Source organism: Burkholderia sp. Bp9143, from assembly GCF_003853645.1.
In the GTDB taxonomy this organism is placed as follows: Bacteria; Pseudomonadota; Gammaproteobacteria; order Burkholderiales; family Burkholderiaceae; genus Burkholderia.
In genome coordinates this window covers 86,185-108,792 of sequence record NZ_QTPO01000010.1, presented here as the reverse complement: position 1 = coordinate 108,792, position 22,608 = coordinate 86,185, and the positions used below count along the sequence as shown (strand labels likewise).

19 protein-coding genes and 1 pseudogene are annotated in these 22,608 nt (G+C 61.6%); 15 read left to right on the top strand and 5 right to left on the bottom strand.

Features of this window, described 5'->3' with window-relative positions:
• Window positions 1–7 precede the first annotated feature (7 nt).
• The gene (locus DIE23_RS09900; protein ID WP_124611949.1) at window positions 8–2,089 is read right to left on the bottom strand and encodes a hydantoinase/oxoprolinase family protein; all 2,082 of its coding nucleotides are present in this window, start codon (window positions 2,087–2,089) and stop codon (window positions 8–10) included.
• A 664-nt stretch (window positions 2,090–2,753) separates the two neighbouring features.
• On the opposite strand from DIE23_RS09900, the gene DIE23_RS09895 reads away from it, so the two are divergent.
• Both DIE23_RS09895 and DIE23_RS09890 read left to right on the top strand, forming a co-directional pair.
• Window positions 2,754–3,536, top strand: a complete 783-nt coding sequence (locus tag DIE23_RS09895; RefSeq protein WP_124611948.1) for an SDR family NAD(P)-dependent oxidoreductase — start codon at window positions 2,754–2,756, stop codon at window positions 3,534–3,536.
• A 167-nt stretch (window positions 3,537–3,703) separates the two neighbouring features.
• Window positions 3,704–4,468 (top strand): GntR family transcriptional regulator, encoded by a 765-nt coding sequence (locus tag DIE23_RS09890; RefSeq protein WP_124611947.1) that lies wholly within the window; start codon window positions 3,704–3,706, stop codon window positions 4,466–4,468.
• Window positions 4,469–4,531: 63 nt separating this feature from the next.
• Here DIE23_RS09890 and DIE23_RS09885 read toward each other — a convergent pair whose 3' ends face one another.
• A complete protein-coding gene (locus tag DIE23_RS09885; RefSeq protein WP_124611946.1) occupies window positions 4,532–4,738 on the bottom strand; it encodes a tautomerase family protein in 207 nt (68 codons plus the stop codon).
• Window positions 4,739–5,608: 870 nt separating this feature from the next.
• On the opposite strand from DIE23_RS09885, the gene DIE23_RS09880 reads away from it, so the two are divergent.
• The 11 genes and pseudogenes from DIE23_RS09880 (at window position 5,609) to DIE23_RS09830 (ending at window position 15,389) form a co-directional block, all read left to right on the top strand.
• Window positions 5,609–6,433, top strand: coding sequence for an ABC transporter substrate-binding protein (locus DIE23_RS09880; RefSeq protein WP_260436018.1), 825 nt, complete (start codon window positions 5,609–5,611; stop codon window positions 6,431–6,433).
• Window positions 6,434–6,568: 135 nt separating this feature from the next.
• Window positions 6,569–7,399, top strand: coding sequence for an amino acid ABC transporter ATP-binding protein (locus DIE23_RS09875; RefSeq protein ID WP_124611944.1), 831 nt, complete (start codon window positions 6,569–6,571; stop codon window positions 7,397–7,399).
• On the top strand, window positions 7,299–8,081 hold the full coding sequence (locus DIE23_RS09870) for an amino acid ABC transporter permease (protein WP_260436017.1): 783 nt from the start codon (window positions 7,299–7,301) through the stop codon (window positions 8,079–8,081). The genes DIE23_RS09875 and DIE23_RS09870 overlap by 101 nt, the downstream gene beginning before the upstream one ends.
• 10 nt (window positions 8,082–8,091) lie before the next feature.
• Complete coding sequence (locus DIE23_RS09865) at window positions 8,092–8,757, top strand: amino acid ABC transporter permease (protein ID WP_124611943.1); 666 nt, start codon at window positions 8,092–8,094, stop codon at window positions 8,755–8,757.
• Between the two features lie 39 nt (window positions 8,758–8,796).
• Window positions 8,797–9,813 (top strand): 4-hydroxyproline epimerase, encoded by a 1,017-nt coding sequence (locus DIE23_RS09860; protein WP_124611942.1) that lies wholly within the window; start codon window positions 8,797–8,799, stop codon window positions 9,811–9,813.
• Window positions 9,810–11,099, top strand: a complete 1,290-nt coding sequence (locus tag DIE23_RS09855; RefSeq protein ID WP_124611941.1) for an FAD-binding oxidoreductase — start codon at window positions 9,810–9,812, stop codon at window positions 11,097–11,099. The genes DIE23_RS09860 and DIE23_RS09855 overlap by 4 nt, the downstream gene beginning before the upstream one ends.
• A gap of 70 nt (window positions 11,100–11,169) precedes the next feature.
• Entirely contained in the window at window positions 11,170–12,189 is a 1,020-nt protein-coding gene (locus DIE23_RS09850) for a proline racemase family protein (protein ID WP_124611940.1), read from the top strand.
• Window positions 12,190–12,304: 115 nt separating this feature from the next.
• Complete coding sequence (locus DIE23_RS09845; RefSeq protein WP_124611939.1) at window positions 12,305–13,186, top strand: shikimate dehydrogenase; 882 nt, start codon at window positions 12,305–12,307, stop codon at window positions 13,184–13,186.
• 298 nt (window positions 13,187–13,484) lie between these two features.
• Entirely contained in the window at window positions 13,485–14,621 is a 1,137-nt protein-coding gene (locus DIE23_RS09840; protein ID WP_124611938.1) for a porin, read from the top strand.
• 209 nt (window positions 14,622–14,830) lie between these two features.
• Window positions 14,831–15,031, top strand: a pseudogene (locus DIE23_RS40075) (ABC transporter permease subunit); the annotation flags it as partial.
• A 145-nt stretch (window positions 15,032–15,176) separates the two neighbouring features.
• A complete protein-coding gene (locus DIE23_RS09830) occupies window positions 15,177–15,389 on the top strand; it encodes a hypothetical protein (RefSeq protein ID WP_185646420.1) in 213 nt (70 codons plus the stop codon).
• 218 nt (window positions 15,390–15,607) lie between these two features.
• Here DIE23_RS09830 and DIE23_RS09825 read toward each other — a convergent pair whose 3' ends face one another.
• From DIE23_RS09825 to DIE23_RS09815, 3 genes are all read right to left on the bottom strand, one after another.
• Window positions 15,608–16,729 carry a tyramine oxidase subunit B gene (locus tag DIE23_RS09825; RefSeq protein WP_124611937.1) on the bottom strand — a complete coding sequence of 374 codons (1,122 nt, stop codon included), beginning with the start codon at window positions 16,727–16,729 and terminating at the stop codon, window positions 15,608–15,610.
• Between the two features lie 63 nt (window positions 16,730–16,792).
• Complete coding sequence (locus DIE23_RS09820; RefSeq protein WP_124611936.1) at window positions 16,793–18,067, bottom strand: phosphopyruvate hydratase; 1,275 nt, start codon at window positions 18,065–18,067, stop codon at window positions 16,793–16,795.
• Complete coding sequence (locus DIE23_RS09815) at window positions 18,067–19,476, bottom strand: glycerate kinase (RefSeq protein ID WP_124611935.1); 1,410 nt, start codon at window positions 19,474–19,476, stop codon at window positions 18,067–18,069. Before DIE23_RS09815 ends, DIE23_RS09820 begins: the two co-directional genes overlap by 1 nt.
• Window positions 19,477–19,677: 201 nt before the next feature.
• On the opposite strand from DIE23_RS09815, the gene DIE23_RS09810 reads away from it, so the two are divergent.
• Window positions 19,678–21,045 carry a PLP-dependent aminotransferase family protein gene (locus tag DIE23_RS09810; protein WP_260436016.1) on the top strand — a complete coding sequence of 456 codons (1,368 nt, stop codon included), beginning with the start codon at window positions 19,678–19,680 and terminating at the stop codon, window positions 21,043–21,045.
• 150 nt (window positions 21,046–21,195) lie between these two features.
• Window positions 21,196–22,047 (top strand): sugar phosphate isomerase/epimerase, encoded by an 852-nt coding sequence (locus DIE23_RS09805; protein ID WP_124611933.1) that lies wholly within the window; start codon window positions 21,196–21,198, stop codon window positions 22,045–22,047.
• The last annotated feature ends 561 nt before the right edge of the window (window positions 22,048–22,608 follow it).

The window sequence follows — 22,608 nt, the reverse complement described above, 5'->3', positions numbered from 1 at the left end:
TTGGGGTTCAGGCGAGCGACGCGATGACACTGCCGACCTTGTCGGTGCCGACGCGCCAGCCGGGCGGAATGACGATCGTCGTATCCGAGCTTTCGAGAATGACCGGGCCGACGATCTCGTTGTCCAGCAGCGCACGCGGGACGATCGGCGTGTCGACCCAGCCCGTTTCGCGGTTGAAATAGACGCGCCGGCTGGTGCGGCTATGCTCGGTGCTTGCGTTGGCCGCGTTCCGGATGTCGCGGAAGTCCAGCGTCTTGGTTGCCAGCCCGCGGGCGAGAAGCCGCACGTTCGCGCACTCGATCGCGTCGTTCGATGCATATCCGTACATCGTCGTATACGCGTCGCGGAAGCCCTTGCGCAGTTGCTCGCGGGTGCTGTCGTCGAGCGTCGCCGGGATATGCACCGGGATTTCGTAATCCTGGCCGCGGAAGCGCATGTCGAGTTCGAACACGTAATGGATGCGATCGGCCGTATACCCTTCTTCCGCGAGCGCCTTGGCCGCTTCTTCCCGCATTTCGGAAATGTTTCGCGTGAGCGCGTCGAGATCGAGTGTATCGAGCAGTTCGATGAACGGACGCACGAAGTAGCGCTCGACGGCGCCCGCGAGCATGCCCATCGCCGTGAACACGCCGGGCGCGGCGGGGAACACGACGCGCTTCATCTCGAGCGTGCGCGCGAGGTCGCACGCGTGGACGGGACCGGAGCCGCCGAAGGCCATCAGCGTGAAGTCGCGCGGGTCGACGCCGCGTTCCACCGTCACGGCCTTGATGGTCCGCGCCATGTTCACGTTGACGACTTCCCGGATGCCGACCGCCGCTTCCTCGATCGAGATGCCGAGCGGCTTGGCCAGCAACTGGTCGACCGCGTTGCGCGCAGCCGGGATATCGAGCTCCATCGTTCCGCCGGCGAGCCGCTGCGGGAGGAAGCCGAGGATCGCGTTCGCGTCGGTCACGGTGGGGCGATCGCCGCCGATGCCGTAGCAGACCGGCCCCGGATAGGCACCCGCCGAAATCGGACCGACATTCAGCAGGCCGCCCGCATCGAGCCACGCAATCGAACCGGCGCCACTGCCGACCTCGGCGACGTCGATGGTGGGCACGCGCATCATGTAACCGCCGGCCTTGATGAAGCGGCTCGGGGTCGAGATGCCCGCGCGAAACTCGTACTCGTTGGTGCGGGCGAGCTGGCCGTCGTGAATCAGCGAGGCCGACGCGGTCGTGCCGCCCATGTCGAACACGACGAGATCGGTGTCATGCCGCGCCTCGCCGAGGCGTCCGGCGCCGACCACGCCGGCGGATCGGCCGGAGGAGATGAAGAAAACGGGCGTGTCCTGCGCGACGCGGGCACTGGACAGGCCGCCGTTCGAATTGCTCACGAGCAGCGGCGCATGCACGCCGATGCGCTTCAGGCCGCTCTCGAGCCGCTGAAGGTACGTGCGCAGCGCGGGGAGGACATACGCGTTGACGACGGTGGTCGACGTGCGCTCGTACTCGCGGAGTTCGGGAAGCACGGAGATCGATGCCGTGACGCTGATCTCGGGAAAATGTTCCTGGAAGGCGGCGAGCGCGGTGGCTTCGTTTTCCCGGTTCTTGTACGAGTTGATGAAGCAGATGGCGACCGACTCGACGCCTTCGCTTCTGAAGAACTCGCCGGCTTTCACAACTTCATCGATCGGCGTCGGGCGGTGCACCTCCCCTGAAGCCAGCGTGCGCTCGTCGATTTCGAGTCGATAACGGCGCTCCACGAGCGGAACGGGCTTGTCCCAGGTCAGATCGAACATCGTGGGGGTGCGAACGCGGCCGATCTCGAGCACGTCGCGAAAACCCTTCGTGGTAATCAGCCCGCACTTCGCGCCGACCTTCTGGAGCATCGTGTTCGAGCCGACCGTGGTGCCGTGGAGCACTTCCGTGACATCGGCGGTCTTGAGGCCGGCCTGCTTCAGGATGCGCTCGACACCGGTCAGCACGGCCTCTTCCGGAGCCGCCGGGGTCGACGAAACCTTCGTGAAGGTCACCTGACCTTTGTCGTCGAGAAGTACGAGGTCGGTAAAGGTTCCACCGATATCAACGCCAATGCGTGCGCTTGCCATAGTGTCGTCCGTCCAGTAATTGCTCAGTGTTGGTGCGTTAATCAACTCGTGCCGGAGTCCGAAATATTGGGGTGAGTGCCAGTACGAGCGTGTCGGGTTGCCGTGTCCGGCTATTGCTTCGGTTTTGCTGTCCCGCGCTTGGCGGTGCTGCCGACAGTCGGGAAAGCATCCCGGCGATTCGGGCGGATCCCGTCGCCAAGCACGTCGGTTTCGTAATGCCAGGACGGCCGCGTATAAGCCACGGCCGTCCCGTGGACGGACAGCAAACCGGCCAGGAACGAGGCGGCAGGCGAAGCAAGTATCCACTTGAGAACCACCACAATCTTCCTCCACGAGTCAGACAATGCTGTGGATCCATTGTCGACTAAATGACGACAATGTCAAGCGATCAAAAGCCGGCGGAATGGGTTTGGCCGCCTGTAATGCCCGCCGTACAAGGAGTTTGGTGAGATAGATAGTGGTTAACCCACGTCCTGATTTCCGAAATTTCCGGCCTCCGTTCCTTGACATCCCAAGGTCGCTACTCGATCATTGTCGACAAATGATCGACTGAATTGTGCAATTTTCCAGGCGCGAAGTCGGCCAGGCTGTTCATGATCGGTTGCACGCAGCCCCATCCTGTCCGGCCATGGGCGACGTACTCGCCACTTACTGAGGTTCAAACATGAGCACCCATTCGAATCTGGTAGTTGTGACTGGCGGGGCGAGCGGTATCGGCGAGGCCACGGCACGCCGTTTTGCCGCGGCCGGCTCGAGGGTCGTGATCGGCGACGTCAATGAAGGTCGGGGCCAACAGATTGCGAGCGAGCTTCGCGAGGCCGGACGCGACGTCGTCTTTTACTCGGTCGATCTTGCGAGCGATGAATCGATCGGGCAGTTCGCCGGCACGATCCTCAAGTCGCACGGCGTGCCCGATGCGCTGGTGAACTCCGGGGGGATCCTTCAGAACGCCAGGCGTCTGCTGGAGATGGATATCGCCGAATTCGACCGGCTGATGGACATCAACGTGCGAGGCACGCTGCAGGCTTCGCGCGCGTTCGGCGCCGCCATGTGTGAAAGGGGGAAAGGGGCGATCGTCAATCTCTGCTCGTTGACGACATACCGGCCTTCCGCGCAGATCGGCTATGCGGTCGGGAAGGCAGGGCTCCGGATGCTGACCGAAGTCATGGCGGCGGAATGGGGGAGTAAAGGGGTGCGTGTCAACGCGGTGGCGCCGGGTTATACGTTGACGCCCGCCATGCAGGCGCGGATCGAGTCAGGGGAGCGCGATCCAAGCGCGGTGATCGACAAATCGGCGTTGGGCCGCTTTGTCGATCCCGCCGAGGTTGCCGACGCGATCTTCTTCCTGTGCTCGGCGGAGGCGGCCGCGATCACCGGGGTGACGCTCCCGGTCGACTGCGGCTGGCTGGTGAGAACCGCTTACTTGTCTTACGCGTCCCAGCCGTGAGGTGCCGGCCGGCCTCCCCGCCGCCGAAGGCCGCATGGCGGGTTGTGCTAGCATGATTTACTCAAATGGATGAGGGATCTCACCAGCGGCGCCCCAAGCGGGCGCCGAGCACTTCGGCTCGTACGTGCAAGCCAGTGCATCCGTGACCGAATTTCAGGAAGCTCAACATGGCCAGGCCATCAGTCCAAAATCCCACCGGCAAGGAAACAGGCGCCGCCCGGGTGTATGCAGTCCTGCGAGACGAAATTCTGACGATGAGGCTTGCGCCAGGCATGCCTCTGGATGAAGTGGGGCTGGCGGAACGCTTCGACCTGTCGCGCTCGCCGGTTCGGGAGGCGTTGGTTCGCCTGTCCGCGGACGGCTTGGTCACGACGCTCGCCAATCGGAGCACCGTCGTAACGCCGATGGATTTCGCGCGCGTTCCGGAGTATCTCGATGCGCTGGATCTGTTGCAACGTGTCACCACACGTCTTGCCGCATTGCACCGTACTCCGGCCGACCTCGCCAAAATTCGGGAAATGCAAAAGGGCTACGAGAAAGGTATTGCCGCAAGCATCAAGCTGGGCGACAGCCTGCCCATGATCGAGTCCAATTACGACTTCCACATGGCGATCGCGCAAGCGGGAAGAAATATCTACTTCGCCGACCTGTATCGCCGGCTGCTCGATGAAGGGCGGCGGATGCTACACCTTCACTTTCAGTTCAAGGCACTGGATCCGGATATCAGCGTCAAGGAAATGGCCAGCGACCATACCGACATGGTCGATGCGATTGTGCAAGGCGATGCGGACAAGGCGGAAGAGTGCGCGCATCGGCATGCGGTGCAGTTCAAGGGACGGTTCATGCAGTTCATGGACCGCAACCTGACCGCGGGTGTCCCTCTGACTTATATCGCGCCCAATCGAGAGAAGTCGCCCACGATGGCGGAGTAACCTGCCGACCCTATCGGGACCAAGCCATGCGCGCCACCTCCCGCAGTGACGCGTGTGGATTTGTTATTTTGCCGCGGCCAGTTTCGGATTCGGTTCCGCGAGAATCCCCCCAACCGACCACAATGAGCGGTCGACCTCGGTAATCACGAGTTGAACATCCGATTGCGCGCATTTGGCGATGCGCGCCGTCTCGCGCGTCAGGACCTCGGCGAGTTCGGATTTCTGTGCATGTGTCCTGCCGGTAAGTATTTCAAGGCGAATAATCGGCATATAGCCTCCTGTGTGTGAATGCCGTTTTGCTGTGACGCAGTCGCAAGTGACTGCTTCTTCATACAAGTTGACGTGCGCGCCCCTTTTCTGCGCCTCTCGCTCGCATTCGTAACCGCTAGCGGCTGACTTGCCGTCCAAATCATCGTGATAGCGATGTGCCGGTACGAATGCATTGTTCCTAAGACCTTCTGCTTCAGACTTTTGCCCCCACCGACTGGTTCGGTACGTGGAGCTCGCCTCGACGCGTGCCCTGCACGAGCGCGCGGGGTGCCTTTGGGGGCCGGGTACTCAATTTTTTGCGCCGATTTTTGGTCGACGTAATGTCGACTTATGATTGCACCGGGCCCGAAAAGTGTCAATGGGATGCGGGCCGCCGCAGGGTATTTTCGAATCGGGTTTTTCCCTATCGGCGCCGTCAAACGCTTGTCCAGCGGGGAAGAGAGCGATCCACGGAGACGCGGAGATTAAATTTTCCGATTGACATTGTCGTCATTGGGTCGACAATATGTGTGTAACGAAGCGGTGCTGCAGATGGGGTGTCGGTTGGAGCCAGCGGGCGCAGATATGAAGCATGGAGGTCCCGGCGCGGATGCGCTGCCGAACGAGCGCATGTTGGCCTCCCGGCGCGATCGGGCACGCGGGAAAACTGAAGAAATCAGGGTGTCTGGCGTAAGTGCTATCGCATCGTCACGCTTTTTTTGAGGAGAACGCTCAGAGGAAAGATTAATCGCTGGAACGAATGGGCGTGAGGAATTCGACGTCCAAAGGTGATTTCGAAGTTGAATGCAAACTTTGGATAGCGGTGCGATGTGCCGTTAGTTTGAGTCCGTTTTAGGGCTAATTTCAATTAAGGGGTTCAAAATGGTTGGGATGTCGAAATTCTTGCGTCACGCTTTCCTCTGCGGTGCCGCATTCGCTTCGCTGTTCGCCAGCGCGCCTTCGCACGCGCAGGACAGCTCCACTTGGCAAAGCGTGAGGAAGGCCGGTGTGCTGCGATGCGGCGCAGCCACGTCGCCGCCGTACGTCATGCGCGACCCGAAGACGGGCCAATACAGCGGCATGTTCTCCGAAATTTGCCGGGCTTTTGGGGAAAAGGTCCTGAAGGTCAAGGTTGAATTCGTGGACACCACCTGGGACAACATCGTCGCCGGCCTGCAATCGGACAAGTGGGACATGTCGTTGTCGCTCAATGACACACCGGAGCGTGAGAAGGCCATCGCTTTCTCGAAGGCGGCAATCGACTACAGCGTCACCCTCGCTTACAACAAGAACAACCCTAAGCTTCCCAAGGCCGTTCATGCCATTTCCGATATCGACAAACCCGGCGTGATCGTGGCCGTCATGTCCGGAACGGCGCAGGACAAGGCCATTACGGGGGTGCTGAAGCAGGCTCAGGTCATGCGGCTGCCGGGCTATGACGAGACGCGGCTTGCACTCATGTCGAAGCGCGCCGACATGCTGGCCGACGACAACATGACGAACCGGCTTCTGACCGAAGCGCACGCCGACTGGGCAGTGACCCTTCAGCCGAATCCGCCGCTCGCGCAGCAAGGCATTTGCTTCGGCGTTCGGAAGGAGACGCCGGCCGCGGATATCGCCCTCCTGAACAAGTTCATCGACGATGAAATCAAGTCGGGAGAAATGGAGCGACTGGTCAAGGCGTCGGTTCGGGAAACGCTCGCACAGGCGAAGTAAGGGTCGTGAGGGGGCGGCGTGGCGACGGATCGCCCCGCCGCGTGATGTGGCGCAAGCGACACCCCTCTGAGGCGAATCATCGGGTTCGATTCAAACCGCGAGCGCCCCAAAGGCGCTCGGATCGAGGAAGTCTCCATGTTGTCATCCCAAGTGAAAATCGTGCAATCGTCCGCTCCGAACGTCTGTGCCGTCAATGACGCGAACCAAGGTGATTTCGTTCAGCTTCGGGACGTGTACAAGTCGTACGGCGAGAATCTCGTCGTGATGGACCGGATGAACCTGAACATGCGCGCGGACGACCGGCTCGTGATCATCGGCCCGAGCGGCAGCGGCAAGAGTTCGCTGCTGCGCGTGATGATGGGACTCGAAGGCGTTCAGGGCGGTGAGATCGCGTTCCAGGGCAAGCCGTATATCCACGGCGCCGACTCGGGCCGGGCGAAGCGCATCGACACGAAGCTGCAGAAGCAGATCGGCATGGTATTCCAGCACTACACGCTGTTTCCGCACCTGTCGGTGCTCGGCAACCTGATTCTGGCGCCGATGAAGGTTGGCGGGCTGTCGAAGGAGGACGCGACCGAGCGTGCCCGCACGTATCTCGCGCGCCTCGGCCTTGAAAGCAAGCTGAACGCCTATCCAAGCCAGTTGTCCGGCGGGCAGAAGCAGCGGGTCGCGATTGCCCGCGCGTTGATGCTCGAACCCAAGCTGATGCTGTTCGACGAGGTGACGTCCGCGCTCGACCCGGAGATGGTCATCGAAGTCCAGAACGTGATGCTCAAGCTTGCCGAGCAGAAGATGGCGATGATCATCGTCACGCACGACATGCACTTCGCCCGAGATATTGCGACGCGGGTGGTGTTTTGCGCGGGTGGCAAGATCGTCGAGCAAGGTGCGCCGGCCGAGATCTTCAAATGCCCGAAGGAAGCGCGCACGCGCGAGTTCCTCGAGAAAGTCCTGCACCTGGATTGAGGTCGAGACCATGAACTACCAATTCGATTTCAATTTCCTTGTCGGCAGTGTCGGCAAGCTGTTCGATGGTTTGCTGGTCACCCTCGAGCTTGCAATCGCGGCGAACGTGATGGGCGTCGTGCTCGGCTTTCTGCTGTGTCTCGTGGCCATGAGCCGTTGGGCGATCGTGCGCTGGCCGGCCCAACTCTTCATCGAGTTTTTCCGCTGCACGCCCGCGCTGCTACAAATCGTCTGGTTCTTTTACTGCATCCCGATGATGGTCGACGTCTTTGTCGATCCGATCGTGATGGGCGTGCTCGCGCTCGGCCTCAACTTGACCGCATTCAACGCGGAGGCGTATCGCGCCGGGGTGCAGGCCGTTCCGAAGGAACACCTGGACGCGTGCGTCGCACTCGGGCTGAAGCCGTGGCAACGGACCGTCTACGTCGTGCTGCCACAAGCGCTGCGCAGCGCGATGCCGGTGTTGATGACCAATGGCATCGGCACGCTTCAGCAGAGCGCGCTCGTCGCGATCGTGGCCGTTGCGGATCTGATGTACGTCGGCAAGAGTCTCGCGACCGAGGCCTATCGTCCGCTGGAAACGTATTCGGTCGTTGCACTCATTTACCTCGCGCTCTCGGTGCCGATCTCACGAATGGTGCACGTCATCGAGCGTCGCCAGGATGCCGCCATGCAGCGTTGAGGAGCAGAAAATGTCTCTCGATTTTTCGATTGTCCTGCCGTACTGGCTGGTGTTGCTGAAGGGCCTCGGGCTGACGCTCGGATTCACCAGCATCTGTGCGATCGTCGGCAGCCTGGGCGGGTTCGTCCTGAGTCTGTTGCGCATGGCGCCGTCGCGCTGGGTGACGGCGATCACGACCTTCTACGTTGAACTCTTCCGCGGCACGCCGCTGTTGATTCAGCTGTTCTGGGTGTTCTTCTGCTTCCCGGTGTTGTTCCGCCTGCCGATTCCGCCTTATCTGTCGGTGCTGATCTCGCTGACGCTTTACATGACGGCGATCACCAGCGAGACCTTCCGTGGTTCGCTGAAGTCGATCTCGTCCGAGCAGCATGACGCATGCATTGCGCTGAGCCTCACGCCGCAGGCCAAGGTGCTCTATGTGATCTTTCCGCAGGCACTGCTGCGGGCGATTCCGCCGCTCTTGTCGAACATCGTGAGCCTGTTCAAGGAAAGCGCGCTGATCTCGTCGGTCGGCATCGCGGACCTGATGTTCGTCGGGCAAAACATCTCCAACAGCACCGCGCATCCGGTCGAGTTCCTGACGACCGTCGCGATCATCTATTTCCTGGTGGCCTTTCCGCTGACGCGTCTCGTCGGCGTGGTCGAGTCGCGGTTCCTCAAGCGCTTTGCGTACTGAGCCGAAACAATTCACTGACAGAAGTGCGAGATAGCCAACATGTCGAAATACAGCTTTAAATGCATCGAGGGGCATACCGAAGGCATGCCGGTCCGGATGGTGATCGACGGGGCGCCGGAACTGGTCGGCGCGACGATGAATGATCGCCGACTGTATTTTGTCGAACACTTCGACTGGGTGCGCCGTGCGTTGATGATGGAGCCGCGCGGCCACGCTCATATGTCCGGCACGCTGTTCTACCCGGCGATCAGCGAAAACGCGGATTTCAGTTTGCTGTTCGCCGAGACGTCCGGATGTCTGCCGATGTGCGGGCATGCCACGATCGGCTCGATTTCGTTCGCGCTCGAGTCCGGCCTGATCGCGCCGAAGCAACCCGGCCTGGTCGTCGTCGACGTGCCGGCCGGACAAGTGACGGCCCGCTACGACATGGATGGCGACAAGGTCAAATCCGTTCGTTTCACCAATGTGCCCAGCTTCCTGCTGCATCGCGACCTCGAAATCACGCTGCCGACTCTCGGCAAGCTGACCGTCGACATCGCGTACGGCGGGAATTTCTACCCGATCGTCGACGTGCAGGAGAACTACCCCGGATGTGAACACTTCACGCCGGATCAACTGCTCGCATGGGGCTGGGAAGTTCAGCGGCTGGTCAACGCGGCGGTCGACGTGGTTCATCCCGACAACCCGAAGATCCGCGGTGTGAAGCATTGCATGTGGACCGGCAGGCCGGTAGCGGCGGACGCGGATGCGAGGGCGGTGGTCATCGCGGGGGAACTCCTGATCGATCGGTCGCCGTGCGGTACCGGTACGTCGGCGCGCGTCGCGCAGCGCTACGCTCGCGGCTTGCTGCGTGACGGGCAGCCATTCACGCACGAAAGCCTGATTCTCAGCCGCTTCGTCGGTCGCGTCGAGGGAACCACGAAGCTGGAAAGTGGCCTCGACGCCGTTTATCCGAGTGTCGAAGGCCGTGCGTGGATTACCGGACGCGGCGAGCATTACGTTGACGATGCGCAACCGTACGCGCACGGTTTCAGCTTGCAGGATTTCGCCAAATGAGCGCGCTACCCAGTGAACGGATGCCGGCCACCGCCGCCGGAAGGCAGGAGTCGGCGGTCGTGATTGGCGGCGGCATCGTGGGGACGTGCTGTGCGCTCTATCTCCAGCGCAGCGGCTATTCGGTCACGCTGGTCGACCCCGAGCAGGTGGGTGACAGCACGGTGAAGTGGAGTTGCGGCCAGATCTCGGTCGGCGAGATCATTCCGCTGTCGAAGCCGGGCATCCTGATGAAGGTGCCCGGATGGCTGATGGATCAGACCGGGCCACTTGCGCTGCGCCCGAGCGCGCTGCCGCGCATCCTGCCGTGGTTCTTGCGATTCATGTCATGCGCCACGCACGCGCGCATCAAGGACATTGCGCATGCAATGGCGTCGCTGACGCAGGATGTGTTCGCGGATTACGGGCCTTTGCTCGACGCGTGTGACGACAAGGCATTGCTCGTGCAGCGCCCCGTCATGGAAGTCTTCGACAGCCCCGCAGGGATCGAGCGAGAGCGCGCCCATAACGAGATTCGGCAGTCGCTCGGTTTCACGTCGCAGGAGCTTGACGCATCCGATATCGCGGATCTCGAGCCCGCACTCGCGGGGCGGTTTTCGCATGGATTGCTGCTGCCGCAGTGGCGATTCGTCAGTGACACGGCGGGGTTCGTCTCGGCGCTGACCGACAGCTTCCTCGCGCAAGGCGGGCAGCGCATGCGCTTCGGTGCCGATCGCATCGATGAAGCGTCCGGGCGCGCAACCGGGGTCACGCTTTCGAATGGAGAGCGGATCGCCGCATCGCATGTGGTGGTGGCGGCGGGAGTTGGATCACGCCGGTTCTTTACCCAGTTGGGCGTCGATGTGCCGTTGGAAGGCGTCGCGGGGTATCAAACCCTCCTGAGTCATCCGGGCGTCGAGTTCCGCCATTCGGTGATTTATGCAGATGGTGGGTTCTGCTTCACGCCAATGACGCGAGGCCTGCAAATCGGCGGCACGATCGAGTTTGCCGGCCGCAACGCCGCGCCGAACTTCAAACGGGCCGAAATCATTCTGAGCAAGGCAAAGCGGATCCTGCCCGAGTTGCGTACCGACCAGCACGAATTCGGCGTCGGCTATCGGCCTTTCCTGCCCGATACGAAACCGATCATCGACCGTTCCCGACGCCTGCCCAACGTACTGATGGCGATCGGGCACGGGCAGCTTGGCCTCACGCTGGGCGCCACGACCGGTCGCCTGATCGCCGATCTAGCCGCGGGCCGCGCACCGAAGCAGGATTTGACGCCGTTCAGCGCCTACCGTTTTGGTTAGCGAGACGTGCGGCGGGGCGGGTTTTCGCGGTATTGGGTCAGCGGGTCAAACTAACCGAAGCAGGTGAATCATGCGCTGGAAAAAGAGTTTGCAGTTGGTTGGCGTGCATTGCGAGGGCGAGATCGGCAAGGTCATCACCGGAGGCGTGGTGGATATTCCGGGCGAGACCATGCTCGACAAGATGAACTACATCAACGAGGTGGATGACAGTTTGCGACGGCTGGTCGTGCTCGAGCCGCGCGGCTGCCTGCAGATGTCGGTCAATCTGCTGCTGCCGCCCACGCGCCCGGAAGCCGACGCGGGCTTCATCGTGCTCCAGTCGGACAAGGCTCATCCGATGTCCGGGAGCAATTCGATCTGCGTGGTGACCGCGCTGCTCGAGCTCGGGATGGTGCCGATGCAGGAGCCGGAAACGACCGTCGTGCTGGATACGCCCGCCGGTCTTGTGACGGCGCGGGCGACCTGTCGCGACGGCCGTTGCGTCGGCGTGTCGCTCGACATGGTTCCGGCCTTTGTCGAACAGTTGGATGTGCCCATCGCAACCGAACGGTACGGTGAAGTCAAGGTCGACATCGCATTTGGGGGCGTCTATTACGCGTTGGTCGACGTGAGCCAGTTGGGAATCGACATCGTGCCTCAGAACGCCCGCCAGCTCGCCGACCTCGGGGTGAGCCTGAGAAGTGTCATCAATGCTCAGGTCGAGGTCCAGCATCCGCTTTACCCGCAGATCAACCAGATCGCCTACGTGATGTTTCGCAATCGAGTGGACAACTCGACCTATCAGACCTGCACGACCTTGCCGCCCGGACGTATCGACCGGTCGCCGTGCGGCACGGGCAGCTCGGCCAATCTGGCGACGCTCGCCGCGCGAGGTGAAGTCGAGGTGGGAAGCCAGCTTACTTCGCGCTCGACGATCGGCAGTGAATTCAAGGTGGCGCTCCTGGGGCGCACCCAGGTCGGCCACAAACCCGCCGTTCTTCCGCGAGTGACCGGGCGGGCATGGATCTACAGCGTCGAACAGATCGGCGTCGACCCGGATGATCCGCTTGCTGCTGGATTCATGCTCAGCGATACGTGGGGTGAGGGTTGACGGAATTACCGAATCGCGCGGATACGCGTCGATTCGTTGCCTGCATGGCCTGCTGTCTTTCGACAGGCCGGAGCGACACCTTCGAAAGCGCAGTTCTCTCTAATATCGGATGCATATGATTACCGGCAAAACCGGCGTTTTCTTCATGGTCGCGGATCCCATCGACCAGGTACGAACGCCCGAGATCTTCAACAGGGTGCTTCCGCTGTGCGGCATCGATGCCGTCATGGTTCCGCTTCATGTGAAGCCCGAGAATCTGGTGGACACGGTGCGTTCGCTGTTTCGGTCGTCGACGACGCGCGGCATGGTGCTGTCCATTCCCCACAAGACAGCAGCGGCACAACTGGTCGACCGCTGTTCGAAGGGGGCTGCCACCGCGAACGCGGTGAACACGATCCGCCGCAACGAGCAAGGCGAGCTCGAGGGCGACCTGTTCGACGGGCTCGGCTTCGTCAAGTCGATGGACCGATACTCGCTGACATACCGCGGCAAGGCGGTGCTGTTGATCGGTGCCGGCGGCGCGGCCTCCGCGATCGCGACTGCATTGGCGGAAGCCGAGGTTTCGAGGATTGCCATTTTCGATCCGGAGACATCCAGGGCGCAGGAGCTCGCGAATTCCGTCGAGTCGCGATACGGCGTGAAAACGTCGGTTCAGGACAGCAACGACCCGGCGGGTTTCGATCTCGTGATCAACGCGTCGCCATTGGGCCTGAAACCGTCCGACCCGCTGCCTGTTCCGCCCGGCCGGCTGGATGCGACGGCGCAGGTTTGCGACATCCTGATGAAGAATCAGCCCACCCCGCTGCTCCAGGCAGCGATGTCCCGAGGAAATGCGGTCCTGCCGGGCTTCGACATGCTGATCTTGCAGACGCCGTTGTTTCTGGACTACTTCGGCTTCCCTGAGGCTGCGGACTTGGTGAGAGAGGACGATTCGTTTGCGCGGGATCTGCTTTTTCCCAGGGAGCTGCGCGGGATGGTCGAGCGTTCGGGCCGATGATTGATCGTGATTCGTGAGTCCTTGGACGAGACAGATAGGTTCGTCGGAGACTCGGGAAGCATTGGGTTGCGTCCCGAAGACGATTTGAAAGATTCCGAGACGACCTTTCGTTGAGGCAGTCGACGGAAAGTGAGTGCCTGTTCATCGCTTTTGGCGATCGGCTTCGGTTTGTCACGAAACGACGGAACGGGCGCCACCGAGCCTCACCCGGCATGACTCATCGAGCGGGAGAAACAAGATCGCATTCCGGGTGGTTTGATAAGTATGACTAATTGACTTTCAGGGTTGAGGGGATTGAATGAAGAATCCGTACGTAAAGGCAATCGCCATCGCAGCAGGTGTCTTCGCATCGCACGCGTATGCGGACAATTCCGTGACGCTTTACGGGGTCGTCGACACCGGGCTGATGTATGTCCATAACAGCGGTGGGAAATCGACGCAGATCCTGATGGCGAGCGGTACCGAGTCGGGCTCGCGCTGGGGGTTGAAGGGCAGTGAGGATCTCGGCGGTGGGCTGAAGACGATCTTCCAGATCGAAAACGGCTTCAATTCCACCACGGGCACGCTCGGTCAAGGCGGTCGCATGTTCGGCCGGCAAGCGTACGTGGGGCTGTCGGATGCCAGCACCTGGGGCACGGTCACGCTGGGGCGTCAGTATGATCCGCTCATCGACCTGGTGCAGCCAGTGCAGGGCGACAACTACCTTGGTGGCTTCTTCTCGTCGCCTGGTGATATCGACAACGCCGACAACAGCGTTCGCATCAACAACGCGGTCAAGTGGTCGAGTCCAAGCTGGTCCGGCTTGCAGTTCTCCGCAATGTATTCGTTCGGTGGTGTGGCCGGGGCGGTTGGTTCCGGACAGACCTACAGCGGCGCGGCGGCCTATACGAACGGACCGCTGGCCGTGGCGGCCGGCGTGCTCCATATCGATAACGGGAACGGCTCCGCCGCGCAGCGAACCAAGACGTCGGCCGACTCGCTGTTCAGCAGCAGTGTCAATGGCGCGTATGCTTCCGCGCGTTCGGTCAACATTGCGCGTGCCGGCGGGAGATATGCGCTCGGCGATTTCACGCTGGGCGGCTATTACAGCTACTCGCAATACAACCCGGATGCGTCGTCGGCATTCAGTCGGTCGGAGAAATATCACAACGGGTCGGTCTACGCACTGTGGCAGGTGAGCCCGGCACTGGTGACCGAGATCGGCTACAACTATCTGCGCTCGTTGGGCGATTCGTCGGCGAAGTACCATCAGTTCAGCATCGGCGCCGACTACAACCTGAGCAAGCGCACTGACGTGTACGCCGTGGCGTCGTACGGCCATGCGACTGGCGAGAACGGCGCGGGCGCCGCGCAAGCCGTGATCGGATCGACGGACATCGATGCAGGGAAGCGCTCCCAGGCGATCGCAACGGTCGGCCTGCGTCACCGGTTCTAAGAAGGTCTCCACTCCGAGTTGAACGGCTCCCGGACGATGTGTCCCGGAGCCGCTTCTTATTGGGGTATTCGTTCGAATCGTGCGAAATCTGACGGTGACCGCTCGCAGAGACGCTTACTGCAAGCCTTTTCGGCCTCTCGGCTTTCACGAAACTTGCTGATTTTCAACTTGTTGAATTACAGGAGATTTTGTGTCAAAACCGCCAGAAAATGCACGAAAGGTACGGCTACCCCCTGTCAGTGATCATCTCGCTGCCCCTGTACATGACTGCGATCACCGGCGAGACGTTTCGCGGCGCGCTCAAGTCGATCTCGTCCGAGCAGCACGACGCGTGTATCGCGCTGAGCCTGTCGCCGCGCGTGAAGATCGTTCACGTGATTTTTCCGCAGGCGCTGCCGCGCGCGATTCCACCGCTGCTATCGAACATCATCAGCCTTTTCAAGGAAAGCGCGCTGATCTCGTCGGTCGGCGTTGCCGCTGGGCCTGAAGACGAGCGATCCGCTGCCGGTGCCGACCGAGCGGCTGGGTCCGTCCGCGCAAGTCCGCGACATTCTGATGAACAACCAGCCGACGCCATGGCTGAAGGCGGCGATGGGACAAGGCAAGACCGTATTGCCGGGATTCGACATGCTGATTCTTCAGTCGCCGCTGTTCCTCGACTTCTTCGGCGTGCACGACGCAGCCAATGCGCTGCGAGAAGATGATTCGATCGCCCGCGACATGCTGTTCCCGGTGGAGCTCCGCGGCCTCGTCAAGCGGGCGGCCTGATGTAACCGGCGCGGCGCGCCGCGCCGCCGCCTTCCTGCTGTTCATCCATCGCGTGCTGAAGAGAGACGCCGGGCTTGCGCAATGCAGGCCCGGCTGCGCTTGTGAGCACGCTTTCAGGCCAGGAAGGTAAAAGCAAGTGGCAAAAATGGAGCAGGCCCCGCACGTCGAGTGGACATACAGGGCCTGCATCGCTTCACTCTGACATGGCAGTCAGCGCATTACGCCTGACTCGGCTTGTCCCACAGATTCAGCGACTGGCCGATTCCATTGGCCAGTGCGTTCTGGTACAGCTCGTAGCCCCAGCTGATGTCGAACACCGCCATCCCGCACGCGATGAAGATGACACGGTCCTTGTCCTGCTCGCGGCCGGACTTCACGCCGTTGACCACGTCGCCGAGGCCGGTGGAATCCTTCAGCGCGGGCAGCTTGCCCGCATCGATCAGCCGGTAGAACGGACCGCCGATCACGCCGCTGTAGTACGCATCCTTGTTGCCGGAAGCGATCGCGTCTTCGACATAGGCCTCCTGCAGCGGCGTATGGTCGAAAACGATCTTTGCGCTGGTGAGGAACGATTCGTCGGTATTGAACGGACCGGAAATCAGCAACGTTGCACCTTCCTCGATCCATTCGTCCTTGAAATACAGCGGCTTCAGGCGCGATGCAGCGACCGTGATCACGTCGGCGCCGCGGAAGCCCTGTTCGGCCTGATCGACGCCGACTGCCTCGATGTCGTACGTATCGCTGACCCAGCTCGCGAATTCGTTCGCCTTGTCGAGGAACACGTCGAAGCAGACCACCTTCTTCACTTCCTTGAGCTGCGTGATGATTGCCGTGAAGCAGGCCTTGTTGATCGGGCCGCAGCCGATCACGGAAACGGTCCGGGCGTGCTTGTTCGCGAGGTGCTTTGCCGCAACGCCCGGCACCGCGCCGGTGCGGGCCGCGCTCAGCAAGTTCGCGGACATCATCGCGAGCGGGGCGCCCGTGTCCTTGTCGTTCAGCATCATCGTGAGGATCGAGCGCGGCAAGCCTTTCTCGACGTTCGCGTGATTGGAGCCATACCACTTGTTGCCGCACACGTCGAAGCGTCCGCCGAGATAACCGGGCATCGCGGCGAAGCGGCGGTCCGGACCGGCCACCGGCATGTTCGGGAACGGCGTTTCCTTCGGAAACACGATGTTCATGCCGTGGTTGTTGTGGTTGGCGCCGCCCATCAGGTAATCGCCCTTGCCGAGCAGGCTGAAGGTTTCCTCGCACACGGTGACGCAACGCGCGGCGTCCAGTACGCCGGCGGCGATGGTGTCGGGTTCGGACAGGTACAGAAAGTCGATCTTCGGATACATGGTGATGGCCTTTTCGGAAAGGGTTGCGACGACAGACGAACAATGGATGGATGAAGCGGAGGACTAGAACCGCAGCAGCGGTGTGATGTCGTAGAGGCGGCAGCCCGGGCTGCGGGCGTTGGCGCGCATCAGGAAGTTCAGTTTCTCGATGCGTTCGCCCGAGCGCGGTGCGCCGTTCTTCTGGAACGGGACTTCGAGCCCGACGGAGAAATCCATCACGACATCGTCCACCACGCCACCGGAGCGGCCGGACGGCACGGCGATCATGCCGTGCGCTTCGGCGAAGCGATAGGCATCCAGTGCCTCGGTGATGGTGCCGACCTGGTTGGGCTTGAGGACGAAACCGTCCACCGCATGCGTGTCGTGAGCCTTGCGCAACAGTTCGAGGTTCGTCACCGTGAGATCGTCGCCGAGTACGATCGTCCGCTCGAGCTCCCGCACGGCCTTGCTGTAGCCCGCCCAGTCGTTTTCATCGAGGAGGTCTTCGATGAAGACGAGATTGAATCGTTCGGTCAGGTACCTGGCATACGCAATCAGTTCGTCGGCCGACACGTGTTCTCCCTTGAGGAGATAGCGGCCCGTCTGCTTGTCGTACATTTCGCTCGATGCGCAATCCAGTGCGAACGCGATGCGGTTGGTATAGCCGCATTCGTCGATGGCCTTCTGCATCAGCGTGAGGATCATCTCCGGATCTTCCGATGGCGCGGCATAACCATACGAACTGGCCACTTGCGGCTTGTGTCCGAGATACGCAGTCAGGACGTCGCCCAGCTTCTGAAACACGGCTACCGCCATCTCGATCGAGAAATCGATGCTGTCGGTCCCGTAGGGCACGATGAGGAATTCGTTGAATGCCTGAGTGAATCCGTCGTAACGTCCGCCGTTGACGACATTGAAGCAGGGCACCGGAACGGTCCGCAGCGCTCTACCGGCAATGTGCTCGTAGAGCGGAATCGCGCGAGAAGCGGCCGCCGCGCGAAACGCCGCAATGGAAACGGAATAGATCGTATTGCCGCCGAGACGATGCTTGTCCGGCGTGCCGTCGAGCGCGATCATCTTGTCGTCGATCGCGCGCTGGTCGAACACGTCCATGCCGATCAACGCGGGGCCGAGGACGTTCGCCGCGTAGTCGACGGCCTTGTGCACGCTGAGACCCTTGTACGTGGTCGGATCGCCGTCCCGAAGAACGAACGACTCGTGCATGCCGACCGACGTCCCGGTCGGCGCCGCGCCGCGTCCGATCGCGCCGCTTTCGGTGCGGATCTCGACCTCGACGGCCGGCCGGCATTTGCAGTCGATGATTTGCTGCGCATGAACGGAGGAGATCTTGTCGGTCATCACAGGCCCTCCGTCGCCGCCGGGACGTACAGGATGTTCAGGTCGCACAGGTTGGTGCCGGTGTTGCCCGTGAAGATGGCCGAATCGATCGCCGCAAGCGCTTCGTAACAGCTATGCTCGCGCAATGCCTGGTACAGGCTGACGCCCTTCGCGGCGGCTGCCTTGAGGCTCGTCGAATCCGTGATGCCGCCGGCGACTTTCGCCGTTCCGTCCGTCCCTTCGCTGTCGATCGACAGCAGGCATGCGCCGCGGGTCTTCTCCGCGGTAATGGCAAAGCTCACCGTCATTTCCTGGCCGGGGCCGCCATGCCCTTTGATGATGCTGTTGTCGTTGATCAGCGTCGTGACTTCGCCGGAGCTGAGCAGTACGCACGGCGGCTTGATCGGTCTGCCGTAGGTCTGGATCTCGCGCGCGATCGCTGCGAGGAACGTCCCGGCGTCACGACTTTCTCCTTCGAGGAATGACGTGACGATCATCGCCGGTATGCCCATTTCCTCGCAGATCTCCTTCGCGTAAATGCACGAATCCGGCAGCGTGTTGAGCAGGAAGTAGGTGTTCTCGGGAAATGCCTTGGGCGTTTCCGCTTCGGGTCCCGCGTTCATCAGGAAATCGACGACGCTCTTGGGCAGGCGGTCCGCGACGTTGCGATTCACGATGGTCGCGCGCGCATCGTCGAGCGTCGTCATGTCGGGGCCGATCGGCGTGCTCTTGTACGCTGCGTACGGAACAGCGATATCGCCCGTCGCCGGAGAACCCACCGCATCGCTGATTCCGAAGCCGATCAGCTCTGCGCCCACGGCCTGAATGCGCTTGGCAAGCATGCCGCCGTTGAGTGCGGAAATGTGCCGGCGTACCGCGTTGATTTCATAGATGCCCGCGCCGGATTTGAGCAGCACGTCGGTCGTGTCGATCTCGTCCTGCAGCGTGATGCCGTCGATCGGGCACGACATGAGCGCGGAGCTGCCGCCGCTGATCACCGCGATGAACAGATCGTCGGGCCCGGCCTGATCGACGAGTTCGATGATCTTCCGCGACGCGCGATGGCCTTCCTCGTTCGGCAGCGGATGCCCACCGACGAACACTTCCGTTTTATTGAAACGATCGGATTCCTCATGGATCTTCACGATGGCAATGCCATACGTCAGCCGGTCTCCGAGCACGTGGTCGACGGCCATCGCCATGTGATTGCAGGCCTTGCCCGCGCCGACCAGATACACGTTGCGCTTTTTCGACAAGTCCCAGGAGCGCGTGCCGATATGCAGCATGTCGCCGTCGACGCGCATGATGCTTCGAATGCGCTGGTAGCCGTCGAGACGCTGGAGCGTGCGGTCGGCAATGTCCAGAACGATGCGCCGGGATTCGACGGCGCCCTGAGAGAGAAGCTCTGCGGAATTTCGTATTTTCTTCATACGGGTATCTGTGAAGGGTTGCCGTCTCGCCGAACGCATGCAGCGGTGACGTAAGAGCAATTTAGGCAAACACCCTGCACAGATACATGTACACTTGGCTGTACTGGCGGATCGCTGTACAGGCTCCGTGGCCTATACGCATGTCTCTTGTTGCGAGTCGTTCTTATGAAGCCCGTTCTTTCCCTGGATGCAGGTTCCGAGATGTCGCTCACCATGCAGATCGTGGCGGGCATCATCCGGGAGGTCGACGAAAAGCGCTGGCGGCCGGGTGCGCGCGTGCCGAGCATCCGCGCGTTCGCCGGCGCGCATGGCGTGTCCACCTTTACCGTGGTGGAAGCCTACGATCGCCTCGTCGCGCAAGGCGTCCTGGTGGCGCGTCGCGGGTCCGGCTTCTATGTGTCGGAACGGCGCCTGGGCGCGCCGCGGAAAGCGACGGAAAAGCTCGACGAGAAGGTCACGAACGGATGGCTCGTGCGCAATTTTCTCGGCGCAACCGAAGGGGCCATTCATGCAGGTGCCGGCTGGCTTCCCGAAACGTGGTTCGACAGCGAAGGGATCGCACGATCGCTGAGGCAACTCGCGGCGCACCCCGAGCACCTGCTCGGCTACGGACATGCGCGGGGCTTCGACCGGCTTCGCGAACAGATCGTGCGTCAATTGGCCGAATACGAAATCGAAACCGACGTCGGCGGCATCATGACGACGCTGGGCGCGAACCAGGCGCTCGATCTCGTGATTCGACAATTCACGCAGCCCGGCGACGTCGTGATGGTCGACGCGCCGTGTTATAGCGACCTGCTGGTCGCACTGCGGATGCGCGACGTGGAAACCATCGGGATACCCATGACGCCCACCGGGCCGGATGTCGCGGCGATGGAAGCCGCGCTCGAAGCACGTCGCCCGAAGCTCTACTTCACGAACAGCCGGTTGCACAATCCGACCGGAGCGAGCTACAGCTCGTCGGCGGCCTACAAGGTGCTCAAGATTGCGGAGCGCCACGATTGCCTGATCGTCGAGGACGACGTGTCGGCCGATCTCGTGCAGGGTGCACATTTCACGCTCGCATCGATGGATCAGCTGCGCAACGTGATCTATGTCGGCAGCTTTTCAAAGACCATCGGGGCGGGGTTGCGCGTCGGCTTCGTCGTTGCCGATCACGATGTCATCGAAGCGCTCCTGTATCAGAAGCTCGTGTCCGGCATGTCGACGCCGACCGTCACCGAGCGTCTCGTCAGTGCGGTGTTGTCGGAAGGGCACTACCGGAAACAGACGGAACAATTGCGGGACCGATTGGCCGCCGCGCAGGAAAAGACGTGCCGCCGGCTGGAGGCGAGCGGCATGGACGTGTTCTGCGAGCCGCGTTCCGGCATGTTCGTCTGGGCGAGGCCGGCCGGCGACGAGACGGATTCGTCCCGGCTGGCCGAGCTCGCACTGCAGCAGAACATCTTGCTCGCGCCCGGACACCTGTTCTTTGCCGGCCGCGTCAAGACGGGCTGGCTGAGGTTCAACGTCGCGCACTGCAATTTCGACCGGCTGTTCAATTTTCTCGCGGATTCCATCGGCCGCTGACGGGACGCCTGCTGCGCTTTCCAAGTGTGCAGTCCCTGCCGCCTGTACAGGTATCACGGCCTGTACATGTCGTACGTTATTTCAGCGCGTGAGCATACGCTGAAGAAACGTCGATGCAAGCACGGAGGAACCCGTGGAGAGAGCCGAGGCATGAGTGACGACCTTTCGCGGTTCGCGATCAATCAAATCACGACACCCAGTTGGACGCTGCCTGAAGCGCTCGAAGGCTACAAGCGTCAGGGAATCAGCGGGATTGCGGTCTGGCGGCGGTTTCTGGATGAGTACGGTGTCGCGCAAACACGCAAGCATCTGCGGCAACTGGAGATGTGGGTGCCGTCGCTGCGCACGAGCGAATGGCTCAACGTCAGCGTCGAGAAGAGCATGGCCGCGGCGATTGATACGAACCGGCGGTTGCTCGATGCGGCCGCGGTAATCGGCGCGGCGTGCCTGATGATGGTGGTCGGCGGGATGCCGCCGGACAGCAAGGACATACAGGGTCAACGCGCGCGCGTGCGCGATGCGCTGTTCACGTTGTTGCCGCATGCACGTGAAGCCGGCGTCAAGCTTGGCCTCGAGCCGCTGCATCCGATGTACGCCGGCGACCGCAGCGTACTGAATTCGATCAAGCTCGCCAACGATCTCTGCGACGAGCTCGGTGAGGGCGCCGGGCTCGTGCCCGACGTCTACCACTGCTGGTGGGATCCGGCCTTCGAAGCTGAACTTCGCCGCGCGGGACCGCAGCGCATCATCACCTTTCACTATTGTGACTGGCTCGTGCCGACGCGAAACCTGCGCGATCGCGGGATGGTCGGCGACGGTGTCGTCGATATTCCGCGCATCAAGGGATGGCTGGACGATATCGGCTATGTCGGGCCGTTCGAGCTGGAAATCTCTTCGGAGCTGGATTGGTGGGAGCGGCCGCCGGAAGAGACGGTTCGCGTGGCGATCGAACGCTGCGGGCCACACGTCGGTACTGCACCCGTCCACACAAGTACTGTGTAGTGCATCGTGTCTGTACAACGGACTCGCGCTGGCCTATCCCAAGTCGAGCGACTGACCGCCCGATTCATGATGCGGCGACTGCTGGCAATCCTGACATGCCGTGCGCAATGCGAGCATGCACCGAGTCCGATGACGTCGGTGATGTCGGCGACTCCACTAGGCTTTGCCGTGAGCGCGCATTACGACCCCCGCGCGGAGCGGCTGGCGAGTCAGCACGACCGCGAAGAACCATGTGTCGGTGAACGAGCTGAACCGCTGCGGGGAACAAAAACTTGTGATTGAACCGCCATCCGAAGAATCGCGTGGCGGTTTCCGGCATCCATTGCGGAGCACTGGCGGGTACCGGGTCTCGGGGTGCGGACTTCACTGGTATTTCGGGATGTGCACCAAGCACCAAGATGATCGATCCAGGGCCGTGATGCAAGAAGCCGGATCCGAAAAAATTGAAGCGCGGCAACAGGCGGTTGCCCTGTCATCGTCGTAACCCTGAACAAGACAAACCAGGCAGCTGAAGGGGGGCTGGCCGCTTCCTCCCCCAAATCAGCCGCAGCAGGCGCGTCA

Bases quoted from the DNA above. Each gene is read 5' to 3' on its own strand.
- DIE23_RS09880 (WP_260436018.1), top strand. From the start codon at position 5,609: ATGTCGAAATTCTTGCGTCACGCTTTCCTCTGCGGTGCCGCATTCGCT.
- DIE23_RS09850 (WP_124611940.1), top strand. From the start codon at position 11,170: ATGCGCTGGAAAAAGAGTTTGCAGTTGGTTGGCGTGCATTGCGAGGGC.
- DIE23_RS09805 (WP_124611933.1), top strand. From the start codon at position 21,196: ATGAGTGACGACCTTTCGCGGTTCGCGATCAATCAAATCACGACACCC.
- DIE23_RS09830 (WP_185646420.1), top strand. From the start codon at position 15,177: ATGAACAACCAGCCGACGCCATGGCTGAAGGCGGCGATGGGACAAGGC.
- DIE23_RS09825 (WP_124611937.1), bottom strand. From the start codon at position 16,729: ATGTATCCGAAGATCGACTTTCTGTACCTGTCCGAACCCGACACCATC.
- DIE23_RS09845 (WP_124611939.1), top strand. From the start codon at position 12,305: ATGATTACCGGCAAAACCGGCGTTTTCTTCATGGTCGCGGATCCCATC.
- DIE23_RS09890 (WP_124611947.1), top strand. From the start codon at position 3,704: ATGGCCAGGCCATCAGTCCAAAATCCCACCGGCAAGGAAACAGGCGCC.
- DIE23_RS09815 (WP_124611935.1), bottom strand. From the start codon at position 19,476: ATGAAGAAAATACGAAATTCCGCAGAGCTTCTCTCTCAGGGCGCCGTC.
- DIE23_RS09900 (WP_124611949.1), bottom strand. From the start codon at position 2,089: ATGGCAAGCGCACGCATTGGCGTTGATATCGGTGGAACCTTTACCGAC.
- DIE23_RS09860 (WP_124611942.1), top strand. From the start codon at position 8,797: ATGTCGAAATACAGCTTTAAATGCATCGAGGGGCATACCGAAGGCATG.
- DIE23_RS09840 (WP_124611938.1), top strand. From the start codon at position 13,485: ATGAAGAATCCGTACGTAAAGGCAATCGCCATCGCAGCAGGTGTCTTC.
- DIE23_RS09855 (WP_124611941.1), top strand. From the start codon at position 9,810: ATGAGCGCGCTACCCAGTGAACGGATGCCGGCCACCGCCGCCGGAAGG.
- DIE23_RS09895 (WP_124611948.1), top strand. From the start codon at position 2,754: ATGAGCACCCATTCGAATCTGGTAGTTGTGACTGGCGGGGCGAGCGGT.
- DIE23_RS09810 (WP_260436016.1), top strand. From the start codon at position 19,678: ATGTCGCTCACCATGCAGATCGTGGCGGGCATCATCCGGGAGGTCGAC.
- DIE23_RS09865 (WP_124611943.1), top strand. From the start codon at position 8,092: ATGTCTCTCGATTTTTCGATTGTCCTGCCGTACTGGCTGGTGTTGCTG.
- DIE23_RS09820 (WP_124611936.1), bottom strand. From the start codon at position 18,067: ATGACCGACAAGATCTCCTCCGTTCATGCGCAGCAAATCATCGACTGC.
- DIE23_RS09885 (WP_124611946.1), bottom strand. From the start codon at position 4,738: ATGCCGATTATTCGCCTTGAAATACTTACCGGCAGGACACATGCACAG.
- DIE23_RS09875 (WP_124611944.1), top strand. From the start codon at position 6,569: ATGTTGTCATCCCAAGTGAAAATCGTGCAATCGTCCGCTCCGAACGTC.